At 61.2% G+C, this 13,384-nt stretch carries 11 protein-coding genes and 1 riboswitch; of the genes, 4 read left to right on the top strand and 7 right to left on the bottom strand.

Going from position 1 to position 13,384, the window contains the following annotated elements:
• Window positions 1-35: 35 nt before the first annotated feature.
• Together G9X67_RS32490 and pobA are read right to left on the bottom strand one after the other, a co-directional pair.
• Complete coding sequence (locus G9X67_RS32490) at window positions 36-1,208, bottom strand: ABC transporter substrate-binding protein (protein WP_171600607.1); 1,173 nt, start codon at window positions 1,206-1,208, stop codon at window positions 36-38.
• 207 nt (window positions 1,209-1,415) lie between these two features.
• Window positions 1,416-2,588, bottom strand: a complete 1,173-nt coding sequence (gene pobA / locus G9X67_RS32485) for a 4-hydroxybenzoate 3-monooxygenase (RefSeq protein ID WP_171600606.1) — start codon at window positions 2,586-2,588, stop codon at window positions 1,416-1,418.
• A 127-nt stretch (window positions 2,589-2,715) separates the two neighbouring features.
• Here pobA and G9X67_RS32480 point away from each other — a divergent pair, with 127 nt between their 5' ends.
• Window positions 2,716-3,606, top strand: a complete 891-nt coding sequence (locus tag G9X67_RS32480; RefSeq protein WP_171600605.1) for a helix-turn-helix domain-containing protein — start codon at window positions 2,716-2,718, stop codon at window positions 3,604-3,606.
• Window positions 3,607-3,628: 22 nt separating this feature from the next.
• Here the strand turns inward: G9X67_RS32480 and G9X67_RS32475 are convergent, their stop codons facing one another.
• The 3 genes from G9X67_RS32475 to G9X67_RS32465 form a co-directional block, all read right to left on the bottom strand.
• Window positions 3,629-3,907: a hypothetical protein gene (locus G9X67_RS32475; RefSeq protein WP_171600604.1), complete on the bottom strand. Its 279-nt coding sequence runs from the start codon at window positions 3,905-3,907 to the stop codon at window positions 3,629-3,631.
• 79 nt (window positions 3,908-3,986) lie between these two features.
• Window positions 3,987-6,371 (bottom strand): phosphoketolase family protein, encoded by a 2,385-nt coding sequence (locus G9X67_RS32470; protein ID WP_171600603.1) that lies wholly within the window; start codon window positions 6,369-6,371, stop codon window positions 3,987-3,989.
• Between the two features lie 71 nt (window positions 6,372-6,442).
• Entirely contained in the window at window positions 6,443-7,621 is a 1,179-nt protein-coding gene (locus tag G9X67_RS32465) for an acetate/propionate family kinase (protein ID WP_138390890.1), read from the bottom strand.
• A 292-nt stretch (window positions 7,622-7,913) separates the two neighbouring features.
• On the opposite strand from G9X67_RS32465, the gene G9X67_RS32460 reads away from it, so the two are divergent.
• Complete coding sequence (locus G9X67_RS32460; protein WP_171600602.1) at window positions 7,914-9,515, top strand: inorganic phosphate transporter; 1,602 nt, start codon at window positions 7,914-7,916, stop codon at window positions 9,513-9,515.
• 71 nt (window positions 9,516-9,586) lie between these two features.
• Here G9X67_RS32460 and G9X67_RS32455 read toward each other — a convergent pair whose 3' ends face one another.
• Both G9X67_RS32455 and G9X67_RS32450 read right to left on the bottom strand, forming a co-directional pair.
• Window positions 9,587-11,158, bottom strand: a complete 1,572-nt coding sequence (locus G9X67_RS32455; RefSeq protein ID WP_171600601.1) for a bifunctional diguanylate cyclase/phosphodiesterase — start codon at window positions 11,156-11,158, stop codon at window positions 9,587-9,589.
• Between the two features lie 448 nt (window positions 11,159-11,606).
• Window positions 11,607-12,161 (bottom strand): histidine phosphatase family protein, encoded by a 555-nt coding sequence (locus G9X67_RS32450; protein WP_171600600.1) that lies wholly within the window; start codon window positions 12,159-12,161, stop codon window positions 11,607-11,609.
• A 107-nt stretch (window positions 12,162-12,268) separates the two neighbouring features.
• Window positions 12,269-12,344: riboswitch (cobalamin riboswitch) on the top strand.
• Between the two features lie 51 nt (window positions 12,345-12,395).
• On the opposite strand from G9X67_RS32450, the gene G9X67_RS32445 reads away from it, so the two are divergent.
• Complete coding sequence (locus G9X67_RS32445) at window positions 12,396-12,605, top strand: CbtB domain-containing protein (RefSeq protein ID WP_003542661.1); 210 nt, start codon at window positions 12,396-12,398, stop codon at window positions 12,603-12,605.
• A 26-nt stretch (window positions 12,606-12,631) separates the two neighbouring features.
• On the top strand, window positions 12,632-13,378 hold the full coding sequence (locus tag G9X67_RS32440; RefSeq protein WP_138333532.1) for a CbtA family protein: 747 nt from the start codon (window positions 12,632-12,634) through the stop codon (window positions 13,376-13,378).
• The last annotated feature ends 6 nt before the right edge of the window (window positions 13,379-13,384 follow it).

The raw sequence follows: 13,384 nt of genomic DNA, 5'->3' as shown, positions 1-13,384 counted from the left end.
CAGGCCAAGTCCGTCACCTGTCTTGACGCTCGATGTTACTTGACGGCTGCCAGGCCCGGATCGCCCTGCTTCTCGAAAGTATGGACCTCCTTGTTGATGTAGGTCCCGTCATCTGCCTTGGTGACTTCGCGCAGATAGATGTTCTGTGTGATGTGACGGCTTTCCGGATCGATCGAAACCGGGCCGCGCGGGCTCGTCCAGGCAAGGCCCTTGACTGCATCGACGGCCTTTTCAGCATCCTGCTTGCCGCCCGTCGCCTCGATCATCTTGTAGATGACATACATGCCGTCATAGGCGCTGACCGCGGGGAAGGAGAGTTCGGCCTTGTTGCCGATCGCCTTGGTTGCCGCCTCGACAAAAGCCTTGTTCTCGGGAGAATCGTGCGACACGGCATAGTGGAAGGTCGTCTGGATGCCGAGGGCAGCATCGCCGAGGGCCGGCAGATCGGATTCCTGCGTCAGGTCACCCGGCGCGAAGAACTTGACGCCGGCAGCCTTCAGGCCATTGTCGTTGTAAGCCTTGACGAAGCCGAGCGTCGTCGGACCGGAGGGCAGGAAGGCGAACACGCCCTCAGCGCCGGAATCCTTGATGCGCTGCATGATCGGGCTGAAATCGTTGGTCGCAAGCGGCATGCGGATCGCCTCGACCACCTGGCCGCCGGCCTTTTCGAAGCCGGCCTTGAAGGCGTTCTCGGCGTCGATGCCAGGGCCGTAATCGCTGACGACGGAAATCACCTTCTTGACGCCGGCGTCGAAGGCCACCTTGGCGATCGGCGTCGAGGTCTGCCAGGTGGTAAACGAGGTGCGGACGACGAGCGGGCTCTTGGTGACGATCGCCGAGGTGGCGGCGTTCATGATGACCATCGGCACATTGCCCTGCTTCAGGATCGGCGTCACCGCCATGGCATCGGGCGTGAAGTAAAAGCCGGCGAGATATTGGACCTTTTCCTTGACGATCAGTTCCTGCGCCAGCGCCTTGGATTGGGCCGGATCGGCTTGCGGCACGTCACGATAGACGATCTCGACCGTATCGTTGCCGACCTTGTTGCCGTTGACCGCCATATAGGCATCGATGCCGGCCTTGAAGTTCTTGCCTTGGAGCGCGAACGGACCGGAGAACGGCCCGATGACCCCGACTTTGATGGTGTCGGCATAGGCGCTCGTGCCCATGGCGACTGCCGCAATGGCGGCCAGAAATAGTTTCTTCATTCTCTCTCTCCCTTTTTGGCGCACTCCGGCGCCGTATTCGCTAGCCGCTGGAAATTTAGCGCTAACCTGTCATGCGAAATGGTGATGTAAAATGAAATAAATACCGTAATCCATAACTGTACAATTATGATTGTATGTCGAGGAGCGAACTATCGGCCGCCGGTTCTACGGTCGAATTCTGATCCATGCCGGCCTCAGACACTCCTATCAGAATGGCAGTCCCACATAGTTCTCCGCAAGCGCCGTCGAGGCGGCGCGGGAGTGGGTGAGATAGTCGAGCTCCGCCTCCTGGATCTTCTGGTCAAAATCCCCGGTATCCGGAAAACGATGCATCATCGTCGTCATCCACCAGGAAAACCGCACGGCTTTCCACACGCGGGCGAGCGCCTTTTGCGAGTAGGCGTCGATGCCACTATTCGAGCCTTCGCGGTAATGCTCGATCAGCCCGGAGAAAAGGTAGTGGACGTCGCTGGCGGCAAGGTTCAATCCCTTGGCGCCGGTCGGCGGGACGATATGGGCGGCGTCGCCGACCAGGAAAAGCCGGCCGAAACGCATCGGTTCGGCGACGAAGGAGCGCAACGGAGCGATAGATTTCTCGAAGGACGGCGCGGTCGCCAAGGCCTCGGCATGATGCGTCGGCAGACGCCGTCTCAACTCGTCCCAGAAGCGATCGTCGCTCCAGTCCTCGATCTTCTCGTCGAGCGCACATTGGATGTAGTAGCGGCTGCGGGTCGCCGAGCGCATCGAACAGAGCGCAAAGCCTCTCGGATGGTTGGCATAGATCAGCTCATGGCTGACAGGCGCCACGTCGGCAAGGATCCCCAGCCAACCGAAGGGATAGATCTTCTCGAATGTCTTGATTGCCCGTTCCGGGACGGCCTTGCGGCTGGCGCCGTGAAAGCCGTCGCAGCCGGCGATGAAGTCGCAATCGATGCGCTCGACAACACCGTCTTTCAGATAGGTGACGAAGGGAGAATGGCCGTCGAAGTCATGCGGCGCGACATCGACAGCATCGTAGATCGACAGGGAGCCGCTTTCTTCGCGCCGCTCCATGAGATCGCGCGTTACCTCGGTCTGTCCATAAACCGTAACGCGCCTGCCGCCGGTCAATTCGTGGAGGTCGATACGGTGGTCGCGTCCGTCGAAGGCCAATGAGAAACCGTCATGCGGCAGGCCTTCGGCATGCAGCCGCGTCCCCGCTTTTGCCTGATCCAGCAGCCCGACGGTGCCTTCCTCCAGAACGCCGGCGCGAACCCGGCCGAGGATATAATACTTGTTCACACGATCGAGAATGACATTGTCGACGCCGGCTTCGGTCAGAAGCTGGCCGAGCAGTAGGCCGGATGGCCCCGAACCGATAATGGCGACCTGCGTTCGCAAATGCTGCCTCCCTGCATTTTTGCGTTTTGCCAGATTCTGCCGCGCCGCGCCTGCCGCAGCAATGGACATCCCAACCTAAAAATTGCACTAATCGAACATTGGTGCCGGAGAAGCCCCACGGAGCCCCATGAGCAGACAGGTCCCCACCTATGAACTCTACGGCGAAAAGACCGGGCGAGAACCGGATTTTTGGGTGCATTGCGAAACAATTCGCTCTCGCAGCAGTTTGCATCACTGGGAGATTCGCCCGCACCGCCACGAGAGTTTCTTTCAGATATTGTACATCGAAAGCGGTTCCGGCGATGCGATCTTCGGCGAAAGGAGCCATGCCATCCGTCCGCCGGCCATCATCACCGTGCCGCCCGGGCTCAATCACGGCTTTCGTTTTTCACGCGATATCGACGGCCTGGTGATCACCCTGTTGAGATCCCATCTCAGCCATCCGCTCGGTGATCGAAGCCAACTCGGCGAATGGCTGGCGGCGCCGCATCTGACGCCGCTCGATCCCGATAATGCCGAGGCCGTCTATGTCATGCAGACGTTGAAGCGGCTGGGCGACGAATTCGAAAACCGCCGCAGCGGCCGCAACGAGGCGTTGGCAGCCTATGTAGCTCTGGCGCTGCGGCTGACGGCGAGGATTTCTCATGAAGGGAATACGCGCGAGCTTCCGCCCAACGAGAACGAGCGGCGGATGGAAATGCTGAGCGAGCTCATTCAGCAACATTTTCGGTCACACAAGCCCGCGTCGTTCTACGCCAGAGAGCTTGGGCTTTCGCCGACTCATCTCACCCGCATCGTCCGGTCGATGACCGGCAACACGCCGCATGAATTGATCGCTGGCAAACTCGTCGAAGAGGCGAAACGCCAACTGGTTTTTACACTGGGCAGCGTGCAGGAGATCGGATTTCGGCTCGGCTTTGCCGATCCCGCCTATTTCTCGCGCTTCTTCGTTAAATACACCGGAGAAACGCCGCGGGTCTGGCGCATGAAGGAGAAGGTTCGGCTTGAACGTGTATAGGCCACCCGCAAGGTTTCCCGGTTTACCAGGCTTCGACGCCCTCTTCCGTGTTGCGGGCGCGTTCGCCGGCGCGGGTCTCGTATGCGTCTCGTTGCTCAGCTGATTTGACGGCATCGTCTGAGCCATCGCGCTGGGCTGCGGGCGTCATGTAGAAGGCGAGCGCCTTTTCCAGCCGGGCGGCGGTAAGCGTGGCAGCGAAACTTTTCATGTCGTTTCCTCGGTCGACGGCCTTGAAGCTTGCCCGAGACACATAGCCTACGATGCGGTCTTGCAGGAACAGTGCGCCGAGGGTTTTCACCAACTTTAGACTTTGCTTGACGATCGCTTCCGCCGGATGATCTCCGCCGACCAGTTCCGTGCGATTCCGTTTGGTTTTCGCTTCACGCCATCGGCCATGTCCAGTTCCGCACCTCCGGCATGTCCTCACCATATTCGCGGACATAGTCGTGATGTTCCGCAAGCTTGCCACGGAAGGCGGCGAGCGCTTCTCCTGCCTTTTCCTTCAGGCCCGGCACACGCTCGATCGCTTCGATGGCGAGGTGGAAGCGGTCGAGTTCGTTGAGGACGGTCATGTCGAAGGGGGTCGTCGTCGTGCCTTCCTCGATGAAGCCGCGGACGTGGATGTTGCGGTGGTTGGTGCGTTTATAGGTCAGGCGGTGGATGAGATAGGGATAGCCGTGATAGGCGAAAATGACAGGCTTGTCGGCGGTGAAGATCGCATCGAATGCCTCGTCGGTCAGGCCGTGCGGATGCTGATCCCTGGATTGCAGTGCCAGGAGATCGACGACGTTGACGGTGCGGATCTTCAGCTCGGGAATGGCCTTGCGCAGCAGATCGACCGCTGCAAGCATTTCCATGGTCGGCACGTCGCCGGCACAGGCCATGACGAGATCGGGCAAAATGGTGTCGTCCTCGTTGCTCGCCCAGCGCCAGATGCCGATGCCGGCCTCGCAATGTTTCACCGCCTCGTCCATCGATAACCATTGCGGCTCCGGTTGCTTGCCAGCGACGATGACATTGATGCGGTCATAGGTTCGCAGACAATGATCGCCGACCCAAAGCAGGGTGTTGGCATCCGGCGGCAGGTAGATGCGGACGATATCGGCCTTCTTATTGGCGACGAGGTCGACGAAGCCGGGATCCTGATGGCTGAAGCCGTTGTGGTCCTGACGCCAGACATGCGATGTCAGCAGGTAATTCAGCGACGAGATCGGCTTTCTCCACTCGAGTTCCCGCGTCACCTTCAGCCATTTGGCGTGCTGGTTGAACATGGAATCGATGATGTGGATGAAGGCCTCGTAGCAGGAGAACAGGCCGTGCCGGCCAGTCAGCAGGTAGCCTTCCAGCCAGCCCTGGCAGAGATGTTCGCTCAGCACCTCCATGACACGTCCATCTGGGGACAAGTGGACGTCGTAGGGTTCGATACGCTCCATCCAGACACGGTCGGTGACTTCGAAGACGCTGCCGAGACGGTTCGATTCTGTCTCGTCGGGGCCGAAGATACGGAAATTGGCAGCCTTCGCGTTGCGCTTCATCGTGTCGCGCAAGTAATGGCCGAGGATTTCCGTCGATTGCACCATGGCGCTGCCGCGCTTGCCGATATCGACCGCATAGTCGCGGATATCGGGAACATCGAGTTCCTTGCGCAGCAAGCCGCCATTGGCATGCGGATTGGCGCCCATGCGGCGCTCGCCGACGGGGGCTAGCGCCCGCAACTCGGGTTTCAGCCGGCCGTCGTTGCCAAAGAGGTCCTCCGGATCATAGCCACGCATCCAGTCCTCGAGGATCTTGCGATGCCCTTCATTCTCGCGGCAATTGGAGACCGGCACCTGGTGGGAGCGCCAGAAGCCTTCAACCTTCTTGCCATCGACTTCCTTCGGTCCCGTCCAGCCCTTCGGGCTGCGCAGCACGATCATCGGCCAGCGCGGGCAGATATCGGGTGCCTTGCCCTTGCGGGCTTCCTCCTGGATTTCGCGAATGCGATCGAAGACCCTGTCGAAGGTTGCGGCCATCTGCTGGTGCATGTCGCGCGGCTCGTGACCCTCGACGAAGAAGGGCTCGTAGCCGTAGCCTTCAAAGAGGCTCTGCAAATCCTCGTGACTGGCGCGGCCAAGAATGGTCGGATTGGCGATCTTGTAGCCGTTCAGATGCAGGATCGGCAGCACGGCGCCATCGCGGGCAGGGTTCAGAAACTTGTTGGAATGCCAGCTCGCAGCCAGTGGCCCGGTTTCGGCTTCGCCGTCGCCGATGACGCAGGCGACGATCAGATCGGGATTGTCGAAGGCGGCGCCATAGGCATGGACGAGGGCATAGCCGAGTTCGCCGCCCTCGTGGATCGAGCCCGGCGTTTCGGGTGCCGCGTGGCTCGGAATGCCGCCGGGGAAAGAGAATTGTCGGAAAAGCTTGCGCATGCCTTCGGCATCCTCGGAGATATCGGGATAGATCTCGCTGTAGATGCCTTCGAGATAGGTGTTGGCGACCATGCCCGGCCCGCCATGGCCGGGGCCGCACATGTAGATGATATCGAGGTCGCGAGCGCGGATGAGACGGTTCAGATGCGCATAGATGAAGTTGAGGCCGGGTGTCGTGCCCCAATGGCCGAGCAGGCGGGGTTTGATGTGCTCTGGTTTCAGCGGCTCGCGCAGCAGCGGATTGGCCAGCAGATAGATCTGGCCGATGGAGAGATAATTGGCGGCGCGCCAATAGCGGTCGATCAGGGTGAGTTCGGCATCGTTAAGGGCGGCGGTCGAGACATGCTTTTCCATGGGTTTCTCCCGTTCGAAAACGTCTTCAACGTCAATTCTACCGGCTGCTGCCGGCAAGCTGTTGATCTGGATCAGCCACTGCCAAGAACGGACAGCGCCTCCTCGGCGATGATCTGCTCCTCATCGGTGGCGATGACATGGGCGGCGATGCGGCTTTCCCTGGTGCTGATCGTAAAGTCATTGGCAGCATTGACCTTTTCGTCGATTGCAAAGCCAAGCCAGCATAGCCGTTTAGCCACGCCTGCGCGGATCTCCGGCTGATGCTCGCCGATGCCGGCGGTGAAGACGATGGCGTCAAGGCCACCAAGCGTCGCCGCCATGCGGCCGATTTCGCCGGCAACGCGCAGGGTGAAGAGGTCGATCGCCTGGCGCGCCTCCGGCCGTCCGTCCTTCAGCAGGTCGCGCGTATCGGCGCTGATGCCGGAGACGCCGAGCAGGCCGCAACGGTGATAGAGCAAGTCCTCGATCTCCTCGAAGGATTGTTTCCTCTGACGGGCCAGATGCAGGATGATGCCGGGATCGAGCCAGCCCGGGCGCGTCGCCATCGGGATGCCGTCGAGCGTCGAAAAGCCCATGCTGCAATCGCGGCTGATGCCGTCATCCAGCGCACAGAGGCTGGCGCCGCTGCCGAGATGGGCGACAACCACCTTTGCCGTGCGCGGCGCCTTGCGGCGAAGCTCTCCGGCGATGAATTTATAGGACAGGCCGTGGAAGCCGTAGCGCTTGATGCCCTCGTCATGCAGCGCGCGGGGAATGGCGAAGCGGCGAACGAGATCGTCCTGCGTGGCGTGAAAAGCCGTGTCGAAGGAGGCCGTCTGGGCAAGATGCGGTTTCAGATGCCGGAGGGCGCGGATGAAACGCAGCGCCTGCGGCTGGTGCAGGGGCGCAAGCGGGGTCAGCGCATCGACGGCATCGATTGCGGCGGCGTCGAGGGCGATCGGCCTGGTGAAGCGGTCGCCGCCATGGACGACACGGTGGCCGGCAGCACGCGTCGCTGTCATGTCGAAGTGATCGGCGAGACGCGCGAAGGTCTCATCGATGACGCCGTGCAGGTCTTCCGTCACCTCGGCCTTCAACGGCATCTCGACTATCTGCAGCCCTTTCGTCAGGCCGAGCGACAGCGGTTCGGCGCGGAAATCGATCACGCCTTTGCCGATGCGTCGTGCCTCGGCGCCATCTATCGCGAAGATGCCGATCTTAACGGTCGAAGAACCGGTGTTGAAGGTCAGCAGCAGGTCGGTCGATGACATGTCGTCTAAGACTCCGCGCGGGTGTGAGATGACCGAACTTAGCGTCGGAGTCCCAGGCGGGAAGGATTTATTCGCTCGGGGCGCGATTTTGTCACTGCGCAGCCAGTCATCTTGTGCGGCTGGGATTGTGACGCGTCATCCTTCGTGAAGGCGACGGTACCAAGCGCTTCACCGTCAATATCGTCCGACATCAGTGGCTTACGGGGCGGGCCGGGTGGGGCGTCATGAGAGCTTCACGCTGCGGAATTATTAACAAAAGGCAAATTTGCAAAACGGAACAAGGAACTATGCCATGGCCGATATTGCCCCCAGCCAGGTTCATAGCGACGCTTCCCACCCGCTCCACAGTTCGAATTCGGCCAGCAAGTGGTTCTTGCCGCTGTTTGCGCTCGTTCTGGTTTGTGGCCTTGGATATGTCGCCTATGCACTCGCCCGCGACCTGACAACTGCAGTTGCCGTTCCCTGGATTCTCCTAGGCCTTGCGCTGCTCATCGCGCTCGGCTTCGAGTTCGTCAACGGTTTTCATGATACGGCCAATGCCGTCGCCACCGTGATCTACACCCGTTCCATGCCGGCGGAATTCGCCGTCATCTGGTCCGGCTTCTTCAACTTCCTCGGCGTACTGACCTCGAGCGGCGCCGTCGCCTTCGGCATCCTGGCGCTGCTGCCGGTGGAACTGATCCTGCAGGTCGGTTCCGGCTCCGGCCTTGCCATGGTCTTCGCGCTGCTGATTGCCGCGATCGTCTGGAACCTCGGCACCTGGTATCTCGGCCTGCCATCGTCGAGTTCGCACACGCTGGTCGGCTCGATCATCGGCGTCGGCCTTGCCAACCAGTTCCTGGCGCCGGCAGGCACCGCGACCAGCGGCGTCGACTGGTCGCAGGCGACCAATATCGGTCTGTCGCTTTTGATCTCGCCGCTGATCGGCTTCGGTCTTTCCGCTGTTCTCCTGCTGGTCATGAAGTTTTTGGTGCGCAACAAGGCGCTCTATGCGGAGCCGAAGGGCAACCAGCCGCCGCCGCTCTGGATCCGCGCCATCCTGATCTTCACCTGCACCGGCGTCAGCTTCGCCCACGGCTCCAACGACGGCCAGAAGGGCATGGGCCTCATCATGCTCATCCTGATCGGCCTGGTGCCGACGGCTTTCGCGCTGAACCGCACGCCCGATGTCAACTATCTCGAAGCCTACAAGTCGGCATCGGCCCAGGTGGAAACCGCGCTCGGCAAATATGTGAAGCCTGGCGTGACGGTTGCGGACTACAAGGCCGAGGTCAGCAACGCCGTCAAGAACAAGACCTGGACGGATGCGACGACGCTGGCTCTGCAGCAATATATCCACCAGACCAGTGCTGAGGTCGCCGGCTTCCCGACGCTCGAAGCAGTACCGACCAATCTCGTCGGCAACGTCCGAAACGACATCTACCTGATCGGCGAGGCGCTGAAGCTGATCGACAAGCAGAAGCTGCTGCCGATGGATGCCGGTGACCTTAGCGCGGTGACGAACTACCACAAGGCGGTCGACAATGCGACGAAGTTCATCCCGCTCTGGGTGAAGGTGGCGGTCGCAATCGCGCTCGGCCTCGGCACGATGGTGGGCTGGAAGCGCATCGTCGTCACTGTCGGCGAAAAGATCGGCAAGACGCATCTGACCTATGGTCAGGGCGCGGCAGCCGAAGTCGTGGCGATGGTCACCATCGCTTCGGCCGACCATCTCGGTCTGCCGGTCTCGACCACGCATGTGCTGTCATCAGGCGTGGCCGGCACCATGGCGGCGAACAGCTCCGGCCTGCAATGGTCGACCGTGCGCAACATGCTGATGGCCTGGGTGCTGACGTTGCCGGCCTCGATTGCGATCGCCTTCGTGCTGTTCGTGATCATGCGCCAGGTTTTTTAGAGAAAATTCCCGGCAAAGCGCGAAGCGGTTTTGCCGGGAATTGCGTCAAAACAAAAGATTAGAGCATACCGTCAGGCCGTGGAGGCCAGACTGGCATTGCGATCGCTGATGAAGATGCCCGCCTCGGCGGCGGGCATCGCCTTGCCGAAGAGATAACCCTGGCCGATGTCGCAGCCAAGCTGCAGCAGGGAGGCGAGCTGGCCGTGCTCCTCGATGCCTTCGGCCGTCGTCTTGATGTTGAGGCTCCTGCCGAGGCCGAGCATGGCGCGGACGATCTTCTCCTGGCGCTCGTCGTCGCGATAGGTGGCGATGAAGCTTTTGTCGATCTTGATCTTGTCGAAACGATAGCGGGCGAGCTGGGCGAGGCTCGAATAACCCGTGCCGAAATCGTCGAGCGCGATCTGGATGCCGGCGGCGTGCAGCTCGTCGAGAATAAGCGCGGCGATGGCGGGATCCTGGATCAGCGCGTTTTCGGTGATCTCCACTTCCAGACGCTGCGGCGGCAGCCGGCTTGCCGAAAGAACCTTGAGAATGCGCGACGTCAACAATTTGTCTTCCATCTGCACCGGCGAGACGTTGAAGGACAACATCACATGCTCTGGCCAGGTGAGGGCGTCGCTGCAGGCCTGGGTGAGAAGGTCCTCGAACAATGCGGTGATCATGCCGGTTTCCTCGGCAATATCGATGAAGACCGGCGGCGGAATGTTGACGCCGTCGTCGCCGATCCAACGCGCTAAGGCCTCGAAGCCGCAGAGTTGGCCGGTCTTCAGGTCGATCAGCGGCTGATAGAAGGGCTTGATCGCCTTGTTGGAGATTGCGGCGCGAAGCCTGGTTTCCAGCGCGGCGCGTTCCGTTACCTTGTCCTGCATCGAAGGTTCGAAGACGAGGTAGTGGTTGGGCCCGCGTGATTTCGCCTCGTACATGGCGAGGTCGGCACGGTGGGCGGCATCTTCGAGCGGCTCGGCTCCTTCGGCCCAGCGGTCATAGCCGACGCTGGCGCCGACTTCGACGGCAAAACCATCGATATGGATCGGTCGGGTGACGGCCTGGATCAGCAGCTTGGCAAAACGCTCCTCGCGCTGCGCCGTCAGGGCAAAGGCGACGATGATGAATTCGTCGCCGCCGAAGCGATAGACGCAATCGGCATTGCCGAGCGCGCAGATGCGTCTGGCAACCTCGATCAACAGGACGTCGCCGCCCTTGTGGCCGACCAGATCGTTGACCTTCTTGAAGCCGTCGAGGTCGACGGAGAAGATGGTGACGTTGTGGTCCCACTCCTCGATCTCGGCCTCGTCGTCCTTGATCGGCCGGGAGAGGATCTTGCGCTCGAAGGCGTATCGGTTCGGCAGCTTGGTCAGATGGTCGTGGGTTGCGGTCCAATCGGCCTTTGCCTGGGCGGCGGCGCGCAGTTCCATTTCCTTGCGCAGGTCGGCGATGCGCAGCACCGAATAGATGAAGCTCATGGCGCCGGCGATGCCGAGCGCAAGAACGAGCTTGTCGGCGCCGTACTCGCCGAAACCGGTCATGAAGGCGACCAGGCTGTCGTCGAGCTGTAGCAGCGTGCCGAGAAGCCAGAGGGTCACTCCAGACACCACGATCGACACGCATTGCCTTCCGGCCCTGCTTTGGAAAAACACCGGCATTATGCCTTCTCCATCTCCACCTTCGCGGAAATATCACGAAAGTCTGAAATGTTTGTTGAAACCAGAAGGCGAATTATCGGAGGCGGCAGCCTGTTGCTGTGCCGCAGAGACCCGACAGGGCTAGTGGGGAACCAGGGCGTCGTTGTCAGCGCGATCCCGGATCGGGAGGTCGCTGATGCGGGAAAAGAACGAAGGCGAGCGTGCCAATGCATCGCCCGCCCTTTCTCGTGCTTCAGGCGGTGACGATCAGCAGCGGAACGCTGACAATGAGACCGACCAGAACCGTGACTGTGGCGACACGCATGAAACGCAGGCGTCGCGTGCGTTCGCCACTCCAATCATATGTCATTCTTCCATCTCCTTGGGACAAGGAAGTAGTCCCCGCAAAGCCGGGTTCAACAGAGATGACGCGATTTGCTTGTGCAAAGCTGGATAAGATCAGCAGTCTCTAATGCTGGAAGCGCAGAGACCAGCGCTGTCCGTTGCTGGTCATGCGGATGACGGAAAGCGGCTCGACGTCGCTTAGCCAGAAGGAGGAGAGTGGCGCCTGAAGCACATGCACGATCGCTGCCCGGATGACGGCCGCATGGCTGATGGCGATCACGTGGCCGCCGAGGACGGCCTGGCCATCCATCCAACCGGCGATGCGCGTGCGCAGATCAAGAAGGCTCTCACCGCCATGCGGGGCCGCTTCCGGATCGCTCATCCAGCCAATCAGGTTCTCCGGCTCTTCGGTCCCGATCGCCGCGATCGACCTGCCGGCCCAACGGCCATGGTCGCAGTCGCAAAGCGCCTGATCTATTTGGGCTTCGAGGCGGAGCGCGTCAGCAGTCTGACGGGCGCGCAAGGCGGGGCTCGTGGCAATACGGTCGGCGCGGGGCGGGGGGATCATCCTGCCGGCTTCCTCCACTGCCTTGTCCTCCAGCGGTTCGTCGAGCGGGAACAGGGCCTTGCGGCTTGCTGCCGTCGCGCCGTGGCAGATCCAGGTGAGGCGCGTGTTCACAGCCGTTCTTGTCTCCCCTGAATGCGGCGACAGCGTCCTTCGCCGGCTTGTGAAGTTTCGTTGACAGTCTCTTCGGCGTGCAGATATAACCGTGCTGTTGCGGGTTTGGAAGCCGGTGTAAGTCCGGCGCGGTCGCGCCACTGTGACCAGCGTGTCGAAAGCTCTTCGCGCTGGAAGTCAGACCCTACTGCACAAGCACTCTTTCGACTGAACGCGTCATTCCCGGAGGAATACATGTCCGACACCACTTTCGCGCCCGTTGCTGTACCGGCGCCGATCCCCGTAGGAGAGATCCTGCCCTGGGCGATCTTCGGCGGCCTGCTGATGCTCATCGTCCTCTATTTCGTCGGCACCGAAGAGGGCGCGATGGCGCTGTTCAACGGCATGTATGTGCACGAATTCGTGCATGACGGCCGCCATCTCCTCGGCTTTCCTTGCCACTAAAGCGCTTCGCGATCGGAGTTCCTGACATGGTTGGAAACCTTCTGCTTCGCGGCATGCTCGCGGGCCTGATTGCCGGCATCCTCGTTTTCGCTTTCGCCCATACTTTCGGCGAGCCGCTGGTCGATGCGGCGATCGCCTTCGAGGAGGCGAGCGCCCAAGCGGCCGGCGAAGCTGCCGAACCTGAAATCGTCAGCCGCGCCACGCAAGCCGGTCTCGGCCTTTTCACCGGCGTCATGGCCTACAGCGTCGCCGTCGGCGGGCTCTTCGCGCTTGCCTTCGCCTTCGTGCATGGTCGCTTCAGCCGCCTTTCGGCGCGCGGCACCTCGGCCGTCATCGCCATTGCCGCCTTCGTGGCGGTCGTGATTGTTCCCAGCATCAAATATCCCGCCACTCCGCCGGCGGTCGGCAATCCCGACACGATCGGCGTCAGGACCGAACTGTTCTTCCTGATGATCGTCGTGTCGCTTGCCGCACTCATTGCTGCGGTGGCGCTGTCGCGTCGTCTCTCCGAGCGCTTCGGCTCCTGGAACGGCGCGATCATCGCCGGAATCGCCTATCTCGTCTTCATCGGCCTCGTGCTCTCTCTGCTGCCGCCGATCAACGAGGTGCCGGAGAACTTTTCGGCGATGGTGCTCTGGGGCTTCCGCACGACCTCGCTCGGCATGCATGCGATCCTCTGGGCAACGCTCGGCCTCGCCTTTGGGGCGCTGGCGGAAAAGCGGCTTGCCGTTAAGGGCGGGCAACGCGGCCGGCCGGCAACGGCATTTCACTGAACGCAT

Origin of the sequence: Rhizobium sp. WYCCWR 11152 (assembly GCF_013087615.1) — a bacterium.
GTDB classification, from domain to species: Bacteria; Pseudomonadota; Alphaproteobacteria; order Rhizobiales; family Rhizobiaceae; genus Rhizobium; species Rhizobium indicum.
Note: the sequence above shows the minus strand (reverse complement) of the source record. Positions and strands in the feature narration are given on the sequence as shown.

What these genes read in the sequence shown, in the direction of transcription:
- G9X67_RS32445 (WP_003542661.1), top strand. Translation starts at nt 12,396, where the DNA reads ATGTCCGACACCACTTTCGCGCCCGTTGCTGTACCGGCGCCGATCCCC.
- G9X67_RS32465 (WP_138390890.1), bottom strand. Translation starts at nt 7,621, where the DNA reads ATGTCATCGACCGACCTGCTGCTGACCTTCAACACCGGTTCTTCGACC.
- G9X67_RS32470 (WP_171600603.1), bottom strand. Translation starts at nt 6,371, where the DNA reads ATGGAAAAGCATGTCTCGACCGCCGCCCTTAACGATGCCGAACTCACC.
- G9X67_RS32480 (WP_171600605.1), top strand. Translation starts at nt 2,716, where the DNA reads ATGAGCAGACAGGTCCCCACCTATGAACTCTACGGCGAAAAGACCGGG.
- G9X67_RS32490 (WP_171600607.1), bottom strand. Translation starts at nt 1,208, where the DNA reads ATGAAGAAACTATTTCTGGCCGCCATTGCGGCAGTCGCCATGGGCACG.
- G9X67_RS32455 (WP_171600601.1), bottom strand. Translation starts at nt 11,158, where the DNA reads ATGCCGGTGTTTTTCCAAAGCAGGGCCGGAAGGCAATGCGTGTCGATC.
- G9X67_RS32440 (WP_138333532.1), top strand. Translation starts at nt 12,632, where the DNA reads ATGGTTGGAAACCTTCTGCTTCGCGGCATGCTCGCGGGCCTGATTGCC.
- G9X67_RS32460 (WP_171600602.1), top strand. Translation starts at nt 7,914, where the DNA reads ATGGCCGATATTGCCCCCAGCCAGGTTCATAGCGACGCTTCCCACCCG.